Below are 20,869 nucleotides of genomic sequence, written 5' to 3'. Positions count from 1 at the left end.
TATTTTAGCTGTATTGCTCGATTAGCCGTTCCCATTCGTCAATCGTGATAACGCCGTTGATTCTCTCGCGTATGACTCCCGATGAATCGATCAGGAAGGTTGTCGGGAATGTATCCACCTTATACGTATTGGTAACGTCCCCTTTTCGGTCCATTAGAATCGGGAACGTAAATTCGTGATCGTCCACAAACTGCCTCGCTGCTCTTTCCTTGTCGAACTTTGTGGCATTTACGCCGTAAAAAGCGATTTTATCCCCGTATTTCTCATACAGCTTCTGTAAATCCGGCGCTTCCAGCTCGCATGGTCCGCACCACGAGGCCCAAAAATTCACGAAGGTCAGCTTGTCCTGCTTGCCGCCGACCGCATAGTTCTTCTCGTCAAGCCCAGGCAGCTGGAAGGTTAACGCTTCGGAACCGGCCTTTGGTTTAAAGTCGGATGCCGCTGCCGTAACGCTTGATTCATCCTTGGATACGTATTGATACACCGCTAAACCTGCCAATACAAATGCGGCGATAAACAGCATCGTAGCGCGCTTCATGGTGTCCCTTCTTTCTTGTTCATTTCTATATTATGCCTATCGTAACACGGCGAGGAATGGAAGCTCAAGCCGGGGGGCACATTAGCCATGAAAAAGACAATGTCACCTAGATCGGAGGACTCTTCTTTTATGGCCGAAAACAAATGGCTGCAGTATATCGCTTTTGCTTCCGTTCCGCTCGTTCTGGTGCTCGGCAATTCCATGCTTGTCCCGATTTTGCCTGACCTTGCCAAACAAATGAAGCTGTCCGAGCTTCAATCCAGCCTTGTTATCACTTTATTCTCGGTTAGCGCCGCGGTTTTCATACCAGCGATTGGCTATTTGTCGGACCGTTTCCGCCGTAAAGCAATCATCATTCCGGCATTAGCGGTATATGGGGCTGCAGGAATCGTTGCGGGCTTTGCGGCGATTTGGGGCTCTTATTGGCTCTTGATCAGCTCGCGGGCCTTGCAAGGCCTTGCGGCGGCAGGTACCGCTCCCATTGCAATGGCATTGGTTGGCGATATGTATAAGGATGGCCAGGAGAGCGAGGCGCTGGGCATCGTTGAAGCCTCCAACGGCGCAGGCAAAGTCGTAAGTCCCATTCTTGGCTCTCTGCTCGCGCTAATTGTCTGGTATGCGCCGTTTTTTGCTTTTCCCGTATTTTGCGCGGCGTCGCTGCTCGCCGTATGGTTTTTTATCAAAGAGCCCGAATCCAAGTCCGAGCCCTTGAAGCTCAAGCCCTATTTGGCCGACATGAAAAAAATATTCCGCGAAAAAGGCCGCTGGCTAATTACCGCTTACTGCACGGGAGCATTAGGTCTATTCCTGCTATTCGGCGTCTTGTTTTATTTGTCGGATCTGCTGGAGAAGCCCCCCTACTCCATAGATGGAGTTCTAAAAGGCTGTATTTTAGCGATTCCGCTTCTTGGTCTTGTCATTACGGCTTATTTGACCGGACATTCCATCAAGAAGGACGGAAAAAAAATGCGCCGATGCATTCTGATCGGACTCTCGCTTATGAGTGCCGCCTTGATCGGCTGTTTGTTCAGTTACTGGCTCATTTACGTATTTATTGGATTTATCACGATAAGCAGCGTTGGCACCGGATTGCTTCTTCCTTGTCTAAACACTTGGATTACCGGCTCCGTGGATACCACCCACCGCGGAATCGTAACTTCATTCTATAATAGCTTAAGGTTTTTGGGCGTTGCCGCGGGTCCTCCGCTGTTCAGTTGGCTTGCCGACCGGTCGGTTACCGCTCTCTTTATCCTTTTGGCCGTTTTGGCCATTGTCGCCTTGCTCTTCGCAATCCGTCTCCTGCATCCGGAAAAGACGGCAAACCCGGCTAGCTAAATCCTTCCTGAGCCTTGTATAATGAGCTGTATCGTTCAGGAAAGGAAGATTGCCTCGCATGTTATCCATCTCGACCATTTCGATTACTCATCAGGCATACGGACAGCTGCTCGGCATCTGCCGGGAAGCGATGCCCCAAGAGGCTTGCGGAATCCTTGCGGGAACGCCGGCTGCGCCGGAAATTCCCGCTATAGTTACGCAAGCTTATGTCATCACGAACGTACACGAGGATCCTGTACGCTCATTCCGTTTTGACCCGGCCGAATGGGTAACCGCGTATTTCGACATACAAAAAAACCGACAGTCGCTCGTCGGTTTTTTCCACTCCCATCCGAATTCATCGGCCATACCTTCGAAACGCGATTGGCTTGGCTTGCCGGTCTCCGATGATGGGATCTCTTATTGGATTGTCTCCATGCCGGGCAGTTCCGCCGCAGATGTCCGGCCTTACCGTTTGTATGAACAAACCTTCCGCCCGCTTGCTCTAATGCTTACTTAAATAAGCGTATAAATCTCCTAATGTCATAATGTTCCGGTCCAAAATCCGGACAAGAAACTTCTGCCATAGCTTCGCCGTCATCATGGAGTCCTGCAGGGCATGGTGACGCTCGGTAATCGGAATTCCAAAGTCCTCCAGGAGATCGTCGAGCGCATAGGAGGCCCGCTTCGGCTCCAGCCACTTGGCAACCAGCATCGTGTCCAATACCCGGTGATTCAAGCTGACCTTGGAGGTCCGCCATAACGCTGCGTTCAAAAACTGCTTATCATGCCCGGCTGCATGCGCAATGAGCAGCCTTCTTCCGATAAACTCCATGAAATCATGGAGAACCTGCATCAGATCGGGCGCATCCTGCACCATCTCGTTTGTTATTCCCGTCAGCTCGGTAATTTGCCTTGGAATACGGCGCTTCGGATTAACTAGACTATGGAACTGCCTGGATTCGTCAAGCTCAAGCCCCTTCATATGGACCGCCCCAAATGATAGGATCTCGTCGCCGTTAGAAGGATAGAACCCGGTCGTCTCCAAATCGAAAACTACGATGTCGAGCTCCTTCAACGGCGTATCCAGCATGGACTGTTTGCGCTGCTCCTTGTTGATGGAACGGATAAACGCCATCTGCTGCGCGTTTTGCGAGCCCAGCATGGAGGCAAGGGCAGGCGTAAAGCCCCCCATTTTGTACAGGTTCCACATCCGCCCGACGCCTTTTGGTTCCTTCATTTCCTTTCATCACCGCCTTACATGAGCCTTCCCGTTGTCCGTTTAAACACCTTTCGCTGGAGCTTCTTGCTGGTTTTCAGCGCGCTCTTCAGCTCCTCGGTCATCTCTCTCGACAAGCTCCGGTTGGAGAGCTTTCCGTTGTTGGCGTATAGTCCGTCCTCATTCTGCTCCGTCGTCATTAACCGTAGCCGGAGAAAGAGCAGGAAAGCCTGTTCATAAGCCGCAGCCTCCTCCGATGGCAATTGTTCGTGAAGGGCAAGCGTGCGGATTCGCGACAACGTTGACGTATCGCGGATACCCGCTTGAATGGCCAATAACCGAATCGCATTCACAAGCGGTATATAAGCCCCGTATTTGATGTCCAGACTTCCCGCATCCGAGCCGTATTGTTCCTTCAATAAATGGCCAAATAATCCGAGCAGCACCTTATGGCGCATCGTATTGTCAAGCATTCGCCTCGTGATATTCGGATACTCTACGACATTATTGAAATAATGATCTCTCAGTTCAAAAGCAAGACGATGGTCGCCGTAGACCGGCCTTCCGTCCGCCATGATCAACAAGTACCGAACGGCTTCCCAGGCAGGCTCTCCAAACCAGCCATTCAGCTTGACCTTCCATTCGGTTAACGACATGCACCATTCCGGGTTGTTGCTCAGCACATTGCCTTCGCATAACGGATAACCGGACTGATGCAGCATCGAGACGATGATTGAGGTTAATTGCTGAAAATAAGCCCTGGTTTCCTCCAAATCGCTTGCGGGGTCCTCAAACACAATACCGCTGTCCTGATCACTCGACAGCGTCTGCTCCTGACGTCCTCCGCTGCCGAACAATAGATACGCGTATGGCACGGGGGGAGAACCAATCCCGAGCCGTGCCATTTCCGCTTCCGCAAGTATGATTGAGCGGCAGATAAGTGTATCATGCAGCTCATTTAATTGTTCGTTGAATTGTTCGACCGGACTCATCTGGAGGATACCTTTCATATGCTCGTGTACTTGATCCCGCAAACTGCGCAGTACATTCACGTTATCGGCCTTGCCGATTTGCTTCAGAAGCTGCACACGTACCGGATCGCCCATCCGCCGCCTCTCCCCTCAGGTCAGTCCAACAAAACTTGTTTTAGCCTTGGATGCCTTGACCTTTTTTAAGTTGCTCAGGATAACCATAAGCGCCGTGCTCACTCAGGTCAAGACCGATAATTTCTTGCTCTTCCGTTACGCGGAAGCCGATTGTTACTTTAATGAGGAAAAGAACCAGGAACGATGCGGCAAGGACAAACGCGCCGCATACCAGAACCGACAGCGCTTGAACGCCCAATTGGTGCCAGCTGCCTGTATCGATCAGACCGCCTTGGCCGACGCCAACTTTTGCCGCCAATTCGTCAGTCGCGAAAATACCGTTAGCCAGCGTACCCCAGATACCCGCAGCGCCGTGCACCGACATGGCATAGATCGGATCGTCCACTTTGATTTTCTCGAAGAATTTCGCGCTGTAGAATACAAGCACGCCTGCTACCAGACCGATAACGACAGCAGCCCAAGGCTCTACGAATGCGCAAGAAGCCGTAATAGCAACGAGACCGGCAAGAGTACCGTTCAGCATAGTCGTAATGTCGGCTTTCCCGTTAACCGCCCACGAGATCAGCAGAGCCGCAACTGCGCCGGCGCCTGCACCCAGCATGGTAGTAAAGCCTACATAACCAAAGAAGCCATCGCCGATTGCGAGAGTAGAACCGGCGTTAAAGCCGAACCAGCCAACCCACAGAAGCAATACGGAAAGTGCGGTAAATACTTGGTTATGCCCGGAAATTTCGTTAGCGGAGCCGTCTTTGTTGTATTTGCCGATACGCGGTTTGAGCAGCACGGTTGCCGCGAATGCCGCAATAGCGCCGGACAAGTGAACAACGGTCGAACCCGCGAAGTCTTGCGCGCCGTCTTTAGCGAGCCAGCCGCCGCCCCAGATCCAGTGAGCCACGATAGGATAAATAATACCGATAAAGATAATGGTAAAGATAAAGTAGGAGGACAATTTAGCGCGTTCCGCGAAGCCGCCCCAAGCGATGGACAGCGATACAATGGCGAAAGCCAATTGGAACAGGAAGAACAATGTAGTAGGAAGTCCGTCGTCTACGCTAATAATAGAAGGATCAAACAGGAAATCGCCAAATCCGATAAATCCGTTAAGCGAGCTGTCGGCGCCGAATGCGAAGCCGTAACCAACCGCCCAATAAATCAATGCCGCAAGACCTGCTGTGAAAATCGTTTTGCCGGCAACGTGGCCTGCGTTTTTCATTCGGGTGGAGCCTGTTTCTAAAAGGATAAAACCGCCTTGCATGAGCAATACGAGCACGAAGGCTACCATTACCCACAGCGAGTTAATTCCCATGTTAAGTGTTCCTGCCGTTGGGTCATCGGCAAACGCCATTGCCGGGAACACCAAGCATAATGCAGCTAAAGTTAACACCATTTTCTTAATCAATACGACCACTCCCTTAATGTAATGTTTACTAACATGTTAGGAAAGACTTAATGTCATTATAGTCAGGAACACCTAATTTGACAATATATATTCTTCTAAAATAGAAAAAAATCTAACGTTCGTGTCTAAAAACGAACGGAATGTTAAGTTTTTTCACAAATCCTTTAGTGAATTGGTTCTAGAGTCTATACATTCTTCGCATTTTGAATCTACGACTTTGGAATCAGAATCTATGAGCCTTCATTAAAGAGGCGAAATTTGTACATTCATGTAACACGTTTGACTGTACGGTTAGTTTCCGATTATGATTAAAGGACAGTATTATAGAAAGAAGGTGGAGAGATTGGGGATACGAAGCTTTATCGTATAGGCGAACTCGCGAAGTTAGCGGGTGTCAGCCCTCGGACTATTGATTATTACACCTCAATGGGCCTATTAGAACCGTCGGAACGTTCCGCCAAAAATTATCGCTTGTACCATGATGAAACTTTAGTCCGTCTCAAACGTATCGAACAAATGAAGAACGAAAAATATACGCTAGACGAAATCAAGGAAGCTTTGGAAGGCTGGAGCAAGGTTACGCCCGAGGAGCAAGTATCTCAGAAGCTGACGGATCTTCAGCATCACCTATCCCAGCTGGAACGCGAAGTAAAAGAGCTGGAGCCGGTGATCAAGCAGCTTAAGCCGAGACAAGCAAACCGGCTGTATACCCGCCTGATGCCTCAAACCGCGGCTTGCATCGAGGCGTTAATGCTCCTTATTAACAAAGGGCCATTTATGTAAGAATATGTCCCATCGATGTATTCCTTGACCACTCTGATGGAGGTATGATCACATGTTTTTTCACCCTATGGACTTCCTGATCCTAATTGCCTTCGGTTTATCCATTTGGGCGCAGTTCCGGGTAAAAGGAACGTTCAACCGCTGGGCCGGCGTACAAACGACGTACGGATTGACCGGTTACCAGGCTGCAAGACGCATGCTGGATGCCAACGGCTTGCATGACGTACCTATCGAGCCCGTACGCGGCACCTTGTCGGACCATTACGATCCGATCCACCGCGTTGTCAGATTATCCGAGCCGGTCTATTACGAAAGCTCGATTTCCGCTGTTGCGGTTGCCTGCCACGAGGTTGGCCATGCGATTCAGCACAAAGTACATTATCCCATGCTGGTGCTTCGCCACCGGATCTTCCCGGTCGTGAACATCGCATCCGGCATTGCACCGTTCCTGCTTATCGCCGGTTTCCTGTTCCACGCGATGAACCTTGTCGGACTCGGTATCATCTTCTTCTCCGTTGCGGTTGCCTTCCAGGTAATCACGCTGCCCGTCGAATTCAACGCAAGCAACCGGGCACGCGATTTGATGGTTGCCGAGGGCTTCATTACGAACGAAGAAGAACGCGGCGTAGCCAAGGTGCTTAACGCAGCGGCCCTCACTTACGTGGCGGCAGCGCTCATCTCCTTGCTGGAGCTCGTTAAGTACATTATGATCTTCACTTCATCGAACAACGATGATTAACCAACATAACGAAAAAAGGGCTGCCCCAATCGTCGCCAAGACGATGGGACAGCCCTTTTTCTGCTGCTTATTTCTCCTTATTCCCCTGCTTGCCTTCTAGCTCATTAAAGTATCTCAACAGGAAGCCATGAAATACTTTAGCCACTAGCGGCATCTTCTCGTTCGAACGGTGGATGATGCCGATATTCCGCGTTACATTGGGCGTTCTTACGCGAACCTTGGCCGATTGGAGCACACCCGCATGATACAAGGCCATCTCCGGCAGCAGACTTACCCCCATACCGGCCGCAACCAATCCCCGTATAGTTTCAGTCTCTTCCCCTTCAAAGCCGATTTTTGGCGTAAACCCGGCCTCCTGGCAGGCTTCCCATACAATCGGCCGAAGCGAATATCCTTCGCTGAACATAACAAACGTATCTTCCTTCAGTTGAATAAGATCAATCTCCTGCTCGCCGGCAAGCGGATGGTTGGGCGGCAGGATGGCAAACAGCTCTTCGGTTAACAGAACCTCGCCGCAGACCTGCTCATGCTCATCCGGGAAAGGCGAGATAAAAGCTAGATCAATCTCGCCTTTTACCATATCGCGAATCAAGGAAGGGTACATGCCCTGACGGAATCGAAATTTGACATTAGGATGAAGCTTGCGGAAGGCTGCGACCACCTGGGGAACAACCGACACCCCAAGACTATGCGGGAAGCCCAGCCGGATTTCCCCTTTCTCCGGATCCATAAACTCGTGAATTTCCACGACTGCCCTCTCCAGATCATCGAGAATCACTTCCGCGCGTTTAAGAAACAGCTGCCCTACCGGCGTCAGCTGCAGGTTGCGTCCCTTCTGCAAAAACAGCTTCACACCAAGCTCTTCTTCGAGCTGATGGATTTGACGGCTGACCGCAGATTGCGCAACATGCAGCTCCTCGGCCGCTTGCGTCACATGTTCTTTTCTGGCAACCTTCACAAAATAATAAAGCTGTCGTAGTTCCATAATGTCTCCAATCTCTCCCGTACATCCTGATTCTAATACATGCGCCGTCTCTTCGTCATCGCGCGGTCCAATAAGCCGTAAAGCAAAAATCCTGCAACTCCGCCCCCAACATGCCCAAGCAGGCTTACGCTAGGCACAATAACCGAGAAGACCAGACCAAAGCCAAGAATCGTGTAAACCGTTTTTCTCGAGCTCTGGTCCAGCCAAGCCTTCCGGAAGATGGCAATATAGAGAAATGCTCCAAATACTCCGTATATCGCTCCCGAAGCCCCGGTGGACAAATAAATAGTCTGGTCATCCCCATACAGACCATGTACCGCGCCGGTGAAAAAATTCGAGATAATACCGCACAATAGATAAAACACAGCATATTTCACCGGCTTCAATAATCGCTCCAGAGGCGGGGCAAATACAAGGATCGAGAACATATTAAAGAAAATATGCTGAAAGCTTGAATGCATAAACATCGAGGTGATAATCCGCCAAGGCTCCTTGAGACCATACGGATTATCGGGCATATAGCTGACAAATGCGCCCGACTTCATTAAATGATAATTGTCGTTAATATCCCCTGTCACGGCGATTGCAATAAAATAAATGAGATTAAGCGCAATGATCGCCGAAGTAACCGGATAAGCGCGCAAATAACCCCGAAAGCTTTCGTACCTTAAAAAAATCATTACGCATCACTCCTTCCAACCATTGGACAACCCCGATTCATAAAGCTTATAATATAACCTGTTACAAACCTTAAACGTGAGAAGGAGGACATATCCATTATGTCACAAGAACGCACTGGCGTTGCCGCATTTAAAGGCAATCCTATTACATTAATCGGACCGGAAGTTAAAGTTGGAGACCAAGCTCCCGATTTCACCGTCAACAAATCGCTTGTTGACTCCGTATCCTTGAAAGATTTCGCAGGCAAAGTAAAATTGATTAGCGTTGTTCCTTCAATCGACACGGGCGTGTGCGATGCGCAAACCCGCCGTTTCAACGAGGAAGCCGCTTCGCTTGGCGACAACGTAATCGTGCTGACCGTAAGCGTTGATACTCCTTTCGCGCAATCCCGCTGGTGCGGTGCGGCAGGCGTAGACAAAGTCGTTATGCTGTCGGACTTCAAATCGCATGACTTCGGCCAAGCTTACGGTGTGTACATAAAAGAATTCGGCCTCGATATGCGCTCGATCTTCGTTATCGACGCAAACGATAAAGTACAATACGTCGAATATCTGTCCGAAATGACAGAACATCCAAACTACGAGCAAGCCATCAACGCCGTTAAAGCTCTCGTATAATTTAAGCGTAAATAAAGCGAGTGAAGGCTTGCCTTCCTCGCTTTTTTATTTATTATGTGATTCCTTCTTATGCCTTAAAAGCAGCGAGCTTCTTGTCCAGCGTCCGGTAAATGTCAAGAATAACCCGGTAATTGGAACCAAGATCGCCAAGCGAGCCTTTGGAAGCGGAATAAATATCAACTGCCGAGGTAACAGGATTCACGCCAATAACGGTTACCGTAATATCCATTGTACGCCCCGTCATCGTACGCTTCTCCATGACAATCTCCCCAACCGACTTCACTTCGTGGAGCAGCTTGTAACCCTGCATTTTCTTCAAGGTAGACAGAACTTCCTCCCAAGCCTTTTCCTTCGAAAGTTTATAAATATGTGATTTGAGCAGTGGGTCTTTAGCTTTATCGCCCGTCGCTTCGTGACTGCGAAGCAGTCCGATTAGAGTGCGCTTCAACAACGATGATCTCCCCCTCTAGCATCTATGTACATCATTATAATTGTAGCATGTTTATATGCATGAAAAAAGTCCATAAACAGGTTTCAACATACAAAAGCAGTTCCTTGATCATCCCGTGAGGACAACCAAGGAACTGCCGGTCACTATAATGGCAAGAAAAAACCCGCCTATGCCGTCCGACTTACATGCTTCTGAACCCGCTCTCGCAGGTGGGTGTCCTCAGAAACGTTTTTGAGATCCCCTTTTGAGGGCTTGTCAGCCGCGTTTCAATGTTGGTCTCCCTAGAAACAGCCATTGGTTCAAAACAACGAAAAGCCGAAACGAACATCGCAGGATGTATTGCTATTATAGACGTAAATCCGGCAAAAGTAAACTTCGCTTTGCTTGCTATTTACTGGTTACGGTCCCTCTCGGAATCCGTAAGCTCCGCAAGCTCGTTTTCCTGCTCCTCCGCCGCCTTCTTCTTCTCGTTCTCCATTTGATCTTGAAGCTTGCGGTAGATCAAATGGAAATTCCAGAACGAAAGATAAGCAATTACGCTGCCCATAAAGAAAGGAATAAGGAACGTATACTGCGTGCTGAAGTACATGACTGCTGCTGCCATAATCGCCGTCGAGAACGAACGGATCGGACGTCCGATCGTAATCAGGATCGCGTTTTTCAGCAATTGAAACGTTTTCATATGATAGTGCACGAGCATCGAGAAGAAATTGAATAAGGAAACAACGAGAAGCAAGCAGATCGCCAGATACAGGTATGAGAACAAATTAAATTTATCCTGATAAACAATAAAGTCAATGATCATGATGCCGAGTACAAGCGAGTAGAAAATGCCGCCGATCATGCTTTGCACATAATTCTCTTTGTAACCGCGGAAGAACGTTTTAAACATAGGTACATCGACTTCACCCATTACCCATTTGCGCGCAATCGTAAACATCGCTGCCGTGGCCGGGAACAAGGTGAACGGCGCGATAACCGCCATCATAATTAATGTAGCATACACCTGACTTGTAATCGCAGAATCAGACGTATTCGCCGGGGCTGCAAGAAGTCCGCTCCATGCGATAAATACAAACGGAATCGAACATACCAGCCATAAGATGTTAATGACCGCCAGACGCATTATCCATTCGGAAATCCGATACAAACCGCCAACAAGGCCTTTTGGTTCCATTTGATTCGCCCCTACCCTAATAGAATGATTATGAAAAAAAGGGGAAAGCCCGGATGCCCGTTAGGCATCACGGACTTCCCCTGATCTACATACCTTAGTTGTTCACGAAGTCTTCAGACGAATATTTCGGACGGCGCGGTTCGCTGCTGTTACTGCGGCCTTCGCCGCTGCGTCCGCGTCCACCGCCGTTATTGTCGCGGTTGCGATTTTCATATCCGCTGCGGGATCCGCTGCCGCTTTGTCCGCGTCTGTCGTCACGGCCGCGGTAACCGCCGCCGCCTTGAGCGCCGCGATTGCCGCCGCCAAACGATCCGCCAGAGAAACGGCGACCGTTCGAGCGGATATCCGGCTTGCGTTTTTTAGCGCGAAGCGGTTCTTCCGGCGTCAGCTCAACGCTAACGTCTTTCTTCTCGCCGGTAAGCAGCTTGAGAGCCGCCGCCATCAAATGCACGGAGTCATATTGCTCCAGCAATTGGATGGCAATGCCCTTGTACTCGGTGAAGTCATCGTTCTGAACCACTTCGAGCACGCGCTCCGCCGTAAGGCGTTGCTTGCCTTCAATCGCTTCCGCCAGGCTTGGCAAAGGTTTCTTGCTGATTTTTTGACGCGTAACCTTCTCGATAAAGTGAAGATGATCCACTTCGCGAGGCGTTACGAACGAATAAGCGGAGCCTTCTTTGCCGGCACGGCCTGTACGACCGATACGGTGAACGTAGCTCTCCGGATCTTGCGGAAGATCGAAGTTGATAACATGCGTTACGCCGGACACGTCGAGACCGCGTGCCGCAACGTCGGTTGCCACCAGAACGTCAATGCTGCCGTCACGGAATTTGCGCATAACGTTATCGCGCTGGTTCTGAGACAGGTCACCATGAAGGCCGTCAGCCGAATATCCGCGTTTTTGCAGACCTTCGCTGAGCTCATCAACACGGCGCTTCGTACGACCGAAAATGATGGCGAGTTCAGGCGATTCCATATCGAGCAGGCGGCAAAGCGCTTCGAATTTCTGACGCTCATGCACTTCGAAATAATTCTGTTGAATCGTTGGTGCGGTAACTTGTTTCGAAATAACCGCCACATGCTCAGGGTTTTTCAGGAATTGTTGTGCCAGCTTCTGAATGTTCGGAGGCATTGTAGCCGAGAACAACAGGGTTTGGCGCTCTTCCGGCACTTGCTTCAGGATGGCTTGGATATCCTCCATGAAGCCCATGTCCAGCATTTCATCCGCTTCGTCGAGAACAACGGTCTGTACATCTTCAAGCTTGATTGTCTTGCGGTTAATATGGTCGAGCAAACGGCCAGGTGTACCGATAATGATTTGCGGCTTCTTTTTCAGAGCGCGGATCTGGCGACCGATTTCTTGTCCGCCATAGATCGGCAGTGAACGAAGACCTTTGTATTTAGTCAGCTTCCCAATTTCGTCTGCAACTTGGATCGCAAGCTCACGGGTCGGCGTCATAATCAATGCAACGATACGTTCTTCGTTAATGGAAATCTTGTTGATGAGCGGTATTCCGAATGCAGCCGTTTTGCCTGTACCAGTCTGTGCTTGACCAATCATATCGCTTCCGCTCATTGCGATCGGAATCGATTTGTCCTGGATTGGGGTAGATTCCTCAAATCCAAGCTCCGTAATTGCCTGCAACACTTTAGGTTCCAGGCCAAATTCAGCAAATGTTTTCAAACTTTTCTCATACTCCTTTTATCTGCAGCCTACTAAAAAATATCCAAATCATTATAGCACATAATAACTTACGAATACCAGCAATGGGCAAAAAGCCATACTACCATAGATTAACAACCGCTGGTTTACAGCGAATTCAACTACGGAGATTACCAAAAATGAACAGCAAATGGATATTCAAACCTGCGGTCACCGCAGTTGTTATGACCATAGGCGCTTTGCTTATTGCCGGCGCGTTCAATTTGTTCCTGATCCCCCATCAATTGCTGAGCGGCGGCTTGTCCGGCGTTGCGATGATGATCGGCTATATTACCGGCGGAAATATCGGCTGGCTGTATCTGGTGCTTAATGTTCCCGTTCTGGTTTGGGGCTGGTTTATCGTGGGACGCCGTTTTATCGTCTGGAGCATGTGCACCGTTCTGGCCTCCACTCTGTTTCTCCAGCTCATTCCGGTTGCGGCCATTGCCAAGGATGCCGTCCTCGCCTCCGTCTTTGGCGGTATTATTCTGGGGATCGGAACAGGCATGACCTTAAGATACGGCGGTTCCTCAGGCGGCTTCGACATCATCGCGTCCATTATAACACGCAAAAGGGATTTGCCGGTGGGATCTCTTATTTTCACCCTGAACGGTCTTGTCATCGCAGCCCTTGTCCTCTACACGCAGGATTGGAATCTCGCGCTCTATTCCCTGCTGTCCATTTATATCGCGGGGAAAGTGGTCGACATTATCCATGTCCGGCATATTAAGGTGACGGCTTTTATCATTACGACCAAAACCGAGGAGATGCTGACGAAGCTGCTAAGCCATCCCCGCGGAATTACGATTATCAAGACGAGAGGCGCTTATACATCCGCGGAACAAGATATGCTGATGACCGTCCGTACGCGGTACGAGTTAGCCGAGCTTCGAAAAACGATTGCCTCCATCGACAGTCGCGCCTTCGTTAATATCGTGGAAACGGTTGGGGTTATAGGCGACTTCCGGCGGTCGAAGGATTAGTCCACGTATAATAGACAAACATGGAATCATATACATATCCCTATGTTTTTGCATTTCATCCTGTTATAATGTGGTTATCCCGTTACTTTTGGTTTCTTGCCATATGATTTGCCCTGAACCTATGATGAAAGGGTGATGCTCAGGTGGATATGGAAACAGTCACATTGTCACAGATTGTGGAAAAGCTGGTGCCCGAGCTAAGTTCTTTCCTCACGAAGCGCGAGCTTGCGATCAACATCGTGCTGCGGGATGGATTAGCCGTTCTGGAACCGGAAGATGCAAGGGAAATTGTGCAGCATAGCATTTGCGAGCATCAAATACAGGCTTTACTGCAATGACAAGATGGGGTATATGATTCAGAAAGTCAGCCTGTCGGCTTCGTGCCGGCAGGCTTTTTTGTTTGCAGCCGTACATGAAACAATTGCCTGCTTAGAAAGTGGCCGGACCGAAAAAAATAATGCCACGATTCCTTCTTCTGCTTTATAATTTGGATGAAAACGCTAACGGGGAGAGGGCATAATTATGGACATTATCTTTTCGACGCTGATGCTTTTGTACCATCTTGTTACGGGAACCGGAGAAGAAAATGCCGCCTCGAAACAGCTTGCTGCCTCTCTTTTTAACGCAGCCGCAGGAAAAACGATTATCCCGGCTGCACCCGCTATGGCCGCCACAACGCCAGAAGCGTTTAAAGACGGCATAAAGGCTGATCCCCAGCCGGACGCCCCAACCGTCAAAGGCGTATACGTAACGGCTCACAGCGCCGGTGGGTCGCGTCTGAGCTCGCTGCTGAAGCTTATGGACGACACGGACCTCAACAGCATGGTCATTGACGTCAAAGATGATAACGGATACATAACCTATCCGACGCAAACGCCAGAGCTGCTGAAGCTTGGCACCACGCAAAAATATATCTCGAATATTCATGCCCTGATGTCGAAGCTGGAGGCTCATAAGGTCTATCCGATTGCCCGAATCGTCGTGTTTAAGGATACGGTCCTGGCCAAAAAGCATCCCGAGCTTTCCTACCGCCGCGCCGACGGTTCCTTGTGGGCCAACGGCAAAGGGGACAGCTTCGTCAACCCGTATATGCCCGAAGTGTGGAAATATAACGTCGCGGTTGCGAAAGAAGCCGTCAAGCTGGGCTTCAAAGAAATTCAATTCGACTACGTGCGTTTCCCGGAAGGCTTCGAGAAGAAGGCGGATTCGCTTACCTTCGCGAAAACCGATCAGAGCCGCGTGGATGCCGTTGCCGGCTTCGTGAAATATGCCCGGGAGCAGCTTGAGCCGTTAGGCGTCCGCGTCTCCGTCGATATATTCGGCTACGCCGCCTCCGTGCCTGCCGCTGAAGGCATCGGCCAGGATTTTGTAAAGATATCGAGCGATGTCCATGTCATCTCGCCGATGATCTACCCAAGCCATTACGGGTCAGGCTGGTTCGAGCAGCAGGACCCGGACAAGAGTCCGTACGCTACCATTGCCGGAGCGATGAAGGATACGCATAAAAAGCTCGATCCCATCGGAGACAAAAAGCCGATCATCCGGCCTTGGATTCAGGATTTCACCGCAAGCTGGCTTGGCAAAGGCCACTACATCAAGTACGGTGCGACTGAGGTAGAAGCACAGATCAAAGCCCTCCACGATGCCGGGGTCGACGAGTACCTGTTATGGAATGCCGGAAACCATTATTCTGAGGGAGTGAAGTATTAACGCTCCGGTTATTTCGGTCGCGCGTTCCTTGCGGTTTGTTTCTTGATCAACTTAAAAAGTGGTTGAAACAAACGCGCAAAGTCACGCTCGACTCGAAATAACCTCCGCTGACCAATTAAAACCAATTCAATAAAAAAGGCTTCTTCGACCAATTTCGGATCGAAGAAGCCTTTTTAAATTACAAACGAGTTATTCAACAATTGCTTTCGCTTTTTTCCGACGGTTGAACAATTCGTATACCATCGGTACGAAGATAAGTGTCAGCAGCGTGGAGCTGATCAGACCGCCGATAACGGTGATCGCCATTCCTTTCGAGATCAGACCGCCCGACTCGAAACCAAAAGCAAGAGGCAGGAGCGCGCCCACCGTAGCGATAGCGGTCATCAGGATTGGACGCAGACGCGTGCCCGCCGCCTCCAGCAGCGATTCGCGAACGGACAAGCCTTCTTTTTGCTTGTGAATAACGCGGTCTACGAGTACGATCGCATTCGTTACCACGATACCGATAAGCATCAGCATACCGATCAAGGCAGTAACGCTGATCGTCTCCCCTGCGATCCACAGGCCAACCAATGCGCCGATAACGGTAAACGGCAGCGAGAAGAGGATGGCAAACGGAGTAAGAGCTCCGCCAAACGTAATGACAAGCACAAGGTATACGACCGCTATAGCGGCAAGCATGGCCAGGCCAAGCTGCGTAAACGATTCTTGCATGTCTTCCGTCACGCCGCCCATTTTGATCTCAACGCCTGCAGGCAGCTTCATGCCGTCAATCGTTTTTTGCAAGTCCGAGGATACCGCGCTTACGTTAGAGGATACGACGTCGGCCGTTACTTCCGCATTAATGCGGTCGTCGAGGCGGGTAATCGTATTTGGCGATTTGCCCTCTTCGATCTTCACGACATCCTTCAGCGCAACCTCCGCGCCTGTAACAGGCGATTTAAGCATGACGTTTTCAAGGTCGGATTTTTCTTTGTACGTCTTTGTATCCACCTTAACGTACACATTTACGTCTTCATTGTCTTTCTTGATCGTAGTCAATACCGGATTGTCTCTAACCGGGCTAAGCGCCATTGCCACTTGGCCGGCAGTCAAGCCATATTGGCTCATCTTCGCTTGATCCGCTACGATGCGGTATTGCTCGTAACGCTCGGAGAGGCTGGAGTCCACTTTCTCGAGATCTTTGTTTTCTTTCAGCTTGTTCATCAGATCGGTTACGACCGGATCAAGCGAATCCATATCCGGACCGTATACGACCATGGAGATCGTCGATCCGCCTACGCCGCCGCCTGCGCCGAAGTTCTGCTCTTTCCATTCGCCTTTGCCGCCGAGCTTCTGGAGAAGCGGAACAATCTGATCCTTCTCGTCGGAGAAGTTCTTCATGTCTTCATCGTAAGTCAGGTTAAACAAAGCCTGCTTCGACGCGCCAGGGTTCATCGGGTTCTGGCCGCCAACCGCGTACTGCACGATATCAATGCCTTCGCGCTTCATCAGTTCTTTTTCCGCCTTCAGCGCCATTTCTTCAACCTGCTCTTTCGTCTCGCCAGGAGCCGGGTTGTACGTGACGATCATCGATTTCTGCTCATCGCCCGGCAGGAAGCTCATGCCGATGAGCGGCGTCAGCGAGAGACTGCCTACAAGCAGAACAATCGCAATAACGGAAGTAATGACTTTATGGTTAAGCGACCATGCCAGAATGCCTTTGTACCAGGTTGCCAGGCGGCCATGCTTGTCGTGGTCCACGGCCTTGCCTTCCTTGATACCGTTCCTGAACATCATATGAGCCAGCATCGGCACGACCGTAATCGCAACAAGCAGGGATGCGAGCAAAGCGAATACGACGGTTAAGGCAAACGGCGTGAAGATCTCCCCAACCATGCCGGATACGAACGAGAGCGGAAGGAATACGGCAATCGTTACAATCGTCGAGGACATGATCGGAACGAACATTTCGCGGGTCGCATCCAAAATCAGCTCTTTGCCCTTCAGCTTCTCGCCTTTAAGCGCCATCCGGCGGTACACGTTCTCGATAACGACAATCGAGTCATCGATAACCCGCCCGATCGCGATCGTCATGGCGCCTAGCGTCATAATATTAAGCGTAATATCCATGCGGCTTAAGATGAGCAGCGCAATCAGAATCGACAGCGGAATCGAGACAACGGCGATAACGGTGGAACGGATATCACGCAGGAAGATCATAATGATAACTACAGCGAACAATGCGCCGATAACGGCTTTGCTCAGCATGGTCTCAACCGATTTCTCGATAGGAGCGCCTTGATCGAGCGTGGTAACGATAGTAAGGCCATCGTTCTTCTCTTCCATAGCCTTAATGGCATCCTTCACATTGTTAACAACGTCCACCGTATTGGCGTCTGCTGCTTTTACAATGTTAATGCCGATGGAGTCCTTGCCGTTCGTACGGGATACGGATTCCGCCTTGCCTTCTACCGTCAGCTTCGCTACATCGCTAAGCTTTACGTTAGGCATCAGAATCAGATTGTTCAGATCCTCTTCCGTGGATACGTTGCCGTCAACGACAACCGCTTTCTCGGAATCGCCGAACTCAAAGATCCCAAGAGGGGCTTTCATCGCGGAGGCTTGAATGATGCCTTTTACGGCATCCTCCGTCAGCCCGAGCTGCGCAAGCTTGGCTTGATCGAATGCAAGCTGCCCTTGCAGGACGTTCTGACCGGAAATCTGAACATCCGCTACGCCCGATATCCCTTGCAGTTCAGGCAAAATACTGGAATTCACCAGATCGGTCAGCTGCGCCAGATCTTGCTTGTCGTTTGCGAAGCTAAGCGAAATAACCGGGAAGGCATTCAGGCTGATTCGGGATACGTCCGGATCTTGCGCTCCTTCCGGCAATTTCAGGTCGGCAAGCAGGCTTTTCACCTCGCTTTCCGCCTTATCCATATCGGTTCCGAATTTATATTGGATGATGACCGAAGATGCATTCTCGAAGGATGTCGAGCTGACGCTGTCCACTCCTTCCATATTCCGTGTCTGCTGCTCGATCGGTTTGGTCACTTTCTCCATCACTTCTTCCGGCGCAGCGCCAGGCAGCACCGTGGTTACGCTGACGATTGGCACCGTAATGTCCGGCAGCGTTTCCATCTTCATGTTCAGGCCGGAATACAGGCCCGCGAACAGGACGATAACCGTCATGATCCATAAAGCAAATTTGTTATTCAGCGAAAACTTGATCATGCTTTTCAAACCTTCCCACTCCTTCTCTATTATCTACTCTGCTTTTACACTTTGAACCGGTATCCGACGCCCCATATCGTCTCGATGTATTGCGGGTTCGACGGATCGTGTTCGATTTTTTCGCGCAGCCTCCGAATATGAACCGTTACCGTAGCTGCGTCGCCGTTTGAGTCTAGACCCCATATCCGCTCAAACAGCTCCTCCTTCTCAAAAACCCGGTTAGGATGGGAAGCCAGAAGCAGCAGAAGATCATATTCCTTGGAGGTCAGCATGGCCTCCCGGTCATGAATCGTTACTCTTCTGGAGGTTTTATCGATCAAAAGTCCCCGGATCCCAATCTGTTCACGGCTCTCGCCCCGGTCCGCAGTGAGCCGCTCGTATCGGCCTAAATGCGCCTTTACCCTGGCCACCAGCTCGCTTGGACTAAAAGGCTTCGTCATGTAGTCATCCGCCCCAAGCCCAAGTCCCCTGATCTTATCGATATCTTCCTTCTTCGCCGTGACCATGAGCACCGGAATATTTTTCGTCTGCCTGATCTGGCGGCAAATTTCGAACCCGTCCAGCTTCGGCAGCATGACATCCAGAATGATCAGGTCATAGGAGCCGCTTAATGCCTTCTGCAGCCCGATATCCCCTCGCCCTTCGATCTCGACGGCAAAGCCGTGGCTTTCCAGATAATCCCTCTCCAGCTCGGCAATAGCCTTCTCGTCTTCAATGATTAGAATGCTCTTCATGCTCGATCACCACCGTTCTAACGGGTTCGGCTCTTGGGAGTTGGAAGCAGAATCTGGCCCCGCCGCCTTCCACATTTTCCGCCCAGACCGTACCGCCATGCCCTTCAATAATTTGTTTGACGATAGCAAGACCTAGCCCGCTTCCTCCCGTCTCGGAGTTCCGGGACTGCTCCGCCCGGTAGAACCGGTCAAAGATATACGGGAGATCCTCCTTCTCGATCCCCGGTCCCGTATCCTCGATGGCAACAAGCACATCGCTTCCTTTCTCCCGAACCGAGACCGTAACCCTCTTCTCCGCGGATTCCGGAAGCTGGCCCATATACTTCTCGCTGTTATTCAAAATATTCGTTAATACCCGGCCAAGCTTGTCCGGATCGGCCGCGATCAGCAGCTGCACGCCGGGAGGAGACTGAAAGCTGAGCTTTACGCCCGATTTTTCAAGATCAAACCGCTGCTCCTCTAAGTAATGCTCCAAATATTTGACCGAATCAATCGTTTTGAAATCAAAGGCGACCTTGTGCAAATCCAGCTTGGAAAACAAAAATAATTCGTCAATCAATTGATCCATGTCGTTAGCTTTATGATAAATGGTCTCCATGTACCGCTGGCGCTTCTCGTCCGTGTTGGCGATGCCGTCCATAATGCCTTCCACATAGCCTTTGATCGCGGAGATCGGCGTCTTCAAATCATGCGAAATATGGGACAGCAGCTGCTTTCGGTTTTCCTCGTACTGCAAGCTTTGATCGATGGACTCCTTGAGCTGGATCCTCATCGCTTCGAAGGCCGCGGCGAGCTGCCCGACTTCCCCTTTGCTCCTGACAACAACCTTTTGCGATAAATCGCCGTCCTTGATCTGCAAGGCAGCCGTCTTCAGCGCATGAATCGGCCGAATGATGCTGCGGGAAACGTAATAGGTCAGAATCAGACTGGACAAACCGATAAACGCGATAAAGATCAAAGTCCCAATAGGCCTCCAAAGCGGCGGCACAACATCATAGCGGCGAAGCAGCAGCATCTGACCGTTGTGTCCGTCCGGATACCTGAAGGCGATTTCGTTGATTTGAAACTTGAAAGCTTTGAAAGATACCGTATTCGGTAACTTGTCAAACAATCCTTGCCAGTCCTCATGCGGTGACAGTTCCTTCAAAAACACCGGAACCTCCGTTACGATTCCATCCTTCGCCATGATAAGCCCCGCCCATTGGTCAGCCAGTCTCCGCTGAAGCTTATCGGTATAAGCAGGGGACGAAAGCTTGTCGGTATCATTCTCGAGAACGTATTTCAATTCACCGTAAATGAGGGACTGGTTCGTCTTCTCCTCCTTCTCCACGCGGAAATATTCCCTCAAATCCTGCATGCCACCGGCATAAAGCACAAACACGACAAAGCCCAGGATCAAGACCATCGGCAGAAAAACCATGGCCAGATACGACATGTACAGCTTCACTCGAATGGACAATCGTACTCACCCTGACTGCGGAAGTTTTGAATCTATCGTTTATCATAACCGTGAAT

The 20,869-nt window shown here is 50.3% G+C and carries 19 protein-coding genes, 1 other RNA gene and 2 pseudogenes; 9 read left to right on the top strand and 13 right to left on the bottom strand.

Annotated features, from left to right (window positions below):
- Positions 1 to 4 precede the first annotated feature (4 nt).
- On the bottom strand, positions 5 to 538 hold the full coding sequence (locus tag EV294_RS04630) for a TlpA family protein disulfide reductase (RefSeq protein WP_132304240.1): 534 nt from the start codon (positions 536 to 538) through the stop codon (positions 5 to 7).
- A 99-nt stretch (positions 539 to 637) separates the two neighbouring features.
- On the opposite strand from EV294_RS04630, the gene EV294_RS04625 reads away from it, so the two are divergent.
- Both EV294_RS04625 and EV294_RS04620 read left to right on the top strand, forming a co-directional pair.
- Positions 638 to 1,873: an MFS transporter gene (locus tag EV294_RS04625; RefSeq protein ID WP_481856048.1), complete on the top strand. Its 1,236-nt coding sequence runs from the start codon at positions 638 to 640 to the stop codon at positions 1,871 to 1,873.
- Positions 1,874 to 1,931: 58 nt separating this feature from the next.
- Positions 1,932 to 2,372 carry a M67 family metallopeptidase gene (locus EV294_RS04620; RefSeq protein ID WP_132304238.1) on the top strand — a complete coding sequence of 147 codons (441 nt, stop codon included), beginning with the start codon at positions 1,932 to 1,934 and terminating at the stop codon, positions 2,370 to 2,372.
- On the opposite strand, the gene EV294_RS04615 is transcribed toward EV294_RS04620, so the two are convergent.
- Genes EV294_RS04615 through EV294_RS04605 form a run of 3 tightly spaced genes read right to left on the bottom strand, consistent with a single transcriptional unit; the run spans position 2,358 to position 5,576 of the window.
- Entirely contained in the window at positions 2,358 to 3,092 is a 735-nt protein-coding gene (locus EV294_RS04615; protein WP_132304236.1) for a 3'-5' exonuclease, read from the bottom strand. The genes EV294_RS04620 and EV294_RS04615 overlap by 15 nt on opposite strands.
- A gap of 17 nt (positions 3,093 to 3,109) precedes the next feature.
- Complete coding sequence (locus EV294_RS04610; RefSeq protein WP_132304234.1) at positions 3,110 to 4,177, bottom strand: DUF294 nucleotidyltransferase-like domain-containing protein; 1,068 nt, start codon at positions 4,175 to 4,177, stop codon at positions 3,110 to 3,112.
- A gap of 40 nt (positions 4,178 to 4,217) precedes the next feature.
- Positions 4,218 to 5,576 (bottom strand): ammonium transporter, encoded by a 1,359-nt coding sequence (locus tag EV294_RS04605; protein WP_132304232.1) that lies wholly within the window; start codon positions 5,574 to 5,576, stop codon positions 4,218 to 4,220.
- Between the two features lie 342 nt (positions 5,577 to 5,918).
- Between EV294_RS04605 and EV294_RS04600 the strand changes: the two genes are divergently transcribed.
- The gene (locus EV294_RS04600) at positions 5,919 to 6,359 is read left to right on the top strand and encodes a MerR family transcriptional regulator (protein ID WP_132304230.1); all 441 of its coding nucleotides are present in this window, start codon (positions 5,919 to 5,921) and stop codon (positions 6,357 to 6,359) included.
- Between the two features lie 52 nt (positions 6,360 to 6,411).
- Positions 6,412 to 7,098, top strand: coding sequence for a zinc metallopeptidase (locus tag EV294_RS04595; protein ID WP_015843741.1), 687 nt, complete (start codon positions 6,412 to 6,414; stop codon positions 7,096 to 7,098).
- Positions 7,099 to 7,165: 67 nt separating this feature from the next.
- Here EV294_RS04595 and gltC read toward each other — a convergent pair whose 3' ends face one another.
- Positions 7,166 to 8,083, bottom strand: a complete 918-nt coding sequence (gene gltC, locus EV294_RS04590) for a glutamate biosynthesis transcriptional regulator GltC (RefSeq protein WP_132304228.1) — start codon at positions 8,081 to 8,083, stop codon at positions 7,166 to 7,168.
- Positions 8,084 to 8,115: 32 nt separating this feature from the next.
- Positions 8,116 to 8,763, bottom strand: coding sequence for a rhomboid family intramembrane serine protease (locus EV294_RS04585; protein WP_132304226.1), 648 nt, complete (start codon positions 8,761 to 8,763; stop codon positions 8,116 to 8,118).
- 99 nt (positions 8,764 to 8,862) lie between these two features.
- Between EV294_RS04585 and tpx the strand changes: the two genes are divergently transcribed.
- Complete coding sequence (gene tpx / locus EV294_RS04580) at positions 8,863 to 9,381, top strand: thiol peroxidase (protein WP_127496561.1); 519 nt, start codon at positions 8,863 to 8,865, stop codon at positions 9,379 to 9,381.
- A gap of 92 nt (positions 9,382 to 9,473) precedes the next feature.
- A pseudogene (locus tag EV294_RS31065) lies at positions 9,474 to 9,512 on the top strand (hypothetical protein).
- Between the two features lie 29 nt (positions 9,513 to 9,541).
- Here the strand turns inward: EV294_RS31065 and EV294_RS04575 are convergent.
- From EV294_RS04575 to cshA, 4 genes and pseudogenes are all read right to left on the bottom strand, one after another.
- Positions 9,542 to 9,829, bottom strand: a pseudogene (locus EV294_RS04575) (DUF1499 domain-containing protein); the annotation flags it as partial.
- 159 nt (positions 9,830 to 9,988) lie between these two features.
- Positions 9,989 to 10,171, bottom strand: a non-coding RNA gene (gene ssrS / locus EV294_RS04570) — 6S RNA.
- Between the two features lie 52 nt (positions 10,172 to 10,223).
- Positions 10,224 to 11,009: a YesL family protein gene (locus EV294_RS04565; protein ID WP_132304222.1), complete on the bottom strand. Its 786-nt coding sequence runs from the start codon at positions 11,007 to 11,009 to the stop codon at positions 10,224 to 10,226.
- Positions 11,010 to 11,103: 94 nt separating this feature from the next.
- Entirely contained in the window at positions 11,104 to 12,693 is a 1,590-nt protein-coding gene (cshA, locus tag EV294_RS04560; protein ID WP_132304220.1) for a degradosome RNA helicase CshA, read from the bottom strand.
- A 158-nt stretch (positions 12,694 to 12,851) separates the two neighbouring features.
- On the opposite strand from cshA, the gene EV294_RS04555 reads away from it, so the two are divergent.
- From EV294_RS04555 to EV294_RS04545, 3 genes are all read left to right on the top strand, one after another.
- A complete protein-coding gene (locus EV294_RS04555) occupies positions 12,852 to 13,694 on the top strand; it encodes a YitT family protein (protein ID WP_132304218.1) in 843 nt (280 codons plus the stop codon).
- A gap of 149 nt (positions 13,695 to 13,843) precedes the next feature.
- A complete protein-coding gene (locus tag EV294_RS04550; RefSeq protein ID WP_174806585.1) occupies positions 13,844 to 14,032 on the top strand; it encodes a hypothetical protein in 189 nt (62 codons plus the stop codon).
- A 184-nt stretch (positions 14,033 to 14,216) separates the two neighbouring features.
- On the top strand, positions 14,217 to 15,404 hold the full coding sequence (locus tag EV294_RS04545) for a putative glycoside hydrolase (RefSeq protein WP_132304216.1): 1,188 nt from the start codon (positions 14,217 to 14,219) through the stop codon (positions 15,402 to 15,404).
- Between the two features lie 189 nt (positions 15,405 to 15,593).
- Here the strand turns inward: EV294_RS04545 and EV294_RS04540 are convergent, their stop codons facing one another.
- Genes EV294_RS04540 through EV294_RS04530 form a run of 3 tightly spaced genes read right to left on the bottom strand, consistent with a single transcriptional unit; the run spans position 15,594 to position 20,813 of the window.
- Positions 15,594 to 18,629 carry an efflux RND transporter permease subunit gene (locus EV294_RS04540; RefSeq protein ID WP_132304214.1) on the bottom strand — a complete coding sequence of 1,012 codons (3,036 nt, stop codon included), beginning with the start codon at positions 18,627 to 18,629 and terminating at the stop codon, positions 15,594 to 15,596.
- Positions 18,630 to 18,664: 35 nt separating this feature from the next.
- Positions 18,665 to 19,354, bottom strand: coding sequence for a response regulator transcription factor (locus EV294_RS04535; RefSeq protein WP_132304212.1), 690 nt, complete (start codon positions 19,352 to 19,354; stop codon positions 18,665 to 18,667).
- A complete protein-coding gene (locus EV294_RS04530; RefSeq protein ID WP_132304210.1) occupies positions 19,332 to 20,813 on the bottom strand; it encodes a sensor histidine kinase in 1,482 nt (493 codons plus the stop codon). Before EV294_RS04530 ends, EV294_RS04535 begins: the two co-directional genes overlap by 23 nt.
- Positions 20,814 to 20,869: the final 56 nt, after the last annotated feature.

Source organism: Paenibacillus sp. BK033, from assembly GCF_004345425.1.
In the GTDB taxonomy this organism is placed as follows: Bacteria; Bacillota; Bacilli; order Paenibacillales; family Paenibacillaceae; genus Pristimantibacillus.
This window is presented reverse-complemented; position numbering and strand designations above follow the sequence as displayed.

Coding starts and splice junctions, on each gene's coding strand:
- EV294_RS04630 (WP_132304240.1), bottom strand. CDS start 538: ATGAAGCGCGCTACGATGCTGTTTATCGCCGCATTTGTATTGGCAGGT.
- EV294_RS04625 (WP_481856048.1), top strand. CDS start 638: ATGTCACCTAGATCGGAGGACTCTTCTTTTATGGCCGAAAACAAATGG.
- EV294_RS04620 (WP_132304238.1), top strand. CDS start 1,932: ATGTTATCCATCTCGACCATTTCGATTACTCATCAGGCATACGGACAG.
- EV294_RS04615 (WP_132304236.1), bottom strand. CDS start 3,092: ATGAAGGAACCAAAAGGCGTCGGGCGGATGTGGAACCTGTACAAAATG.
- EV294_RS04610 (WP_132304234.1), bottom strand. CDS start 4,177: ATGGGCGATCCGGTACGTGTGCAGCTTCTGAAGCAAATCGGCAAGGCC.
- EV294_RS04595 (WP_015843741.1), top strand. CDS start 6,412: ATGTTTTTTCACCCTATGGACTTCCTGATCCTAATTGCCTTCGGTTTA.
- gltC (WP_132304228.1), bottom strand. CDS start 8,083: ATGGAACTACGACAGCTTTATTATTTTGTGAAGGTTGCCAGAAAAGAA.
- EV294_RS04585 (WP_132304226.1), bottom strand. CDS start 8,763: ATGATTTTTTTAAGGTACGAAAGCTTTCGGGGTTATTTGCGCGCTTAT.
- tpx (WP_127496561.1), top strand. CDS start 8,863: ATGTCACAAGAACGCACTGGCGTTGCCGCATTTAAAGGCAATCCTATT.
- EV294_RS04565 (WP_132304222.1), bottom strand. CDS start 11,009: ATGGAACCAAAAGGCCTTGTTGGCGGTTTGTATCGGATTTCCGAATGG.
- EV294_RS04555 (WP_132304218.1), top strand. CDS start 12,852: ATGAACAGCAAATGGATATTCAAACCTGCGGTCACCGCAGTTGTTATG.
- EV294_RS04550 (WP_174806585.1), top strand. CDS start 13,844: ATGGAAACAGTCACATTGTCACAGATTGTGGAAAAGCTGGTGCCCGAG.
- EV294_RS04545 (WP_132304216.1), top strand. CDS start 14,217: ATGGACATTATCTTTTCGACGCTGATGCTTTTGTACCATCTTGTTACG.
- EV294_RS04535 (WP_132304212.1), bottom strand. CDS start 19,354: ATGAAGAGCATTCTAATCATTGAAGACGAGAAGGCTATTGCCGAGCTG.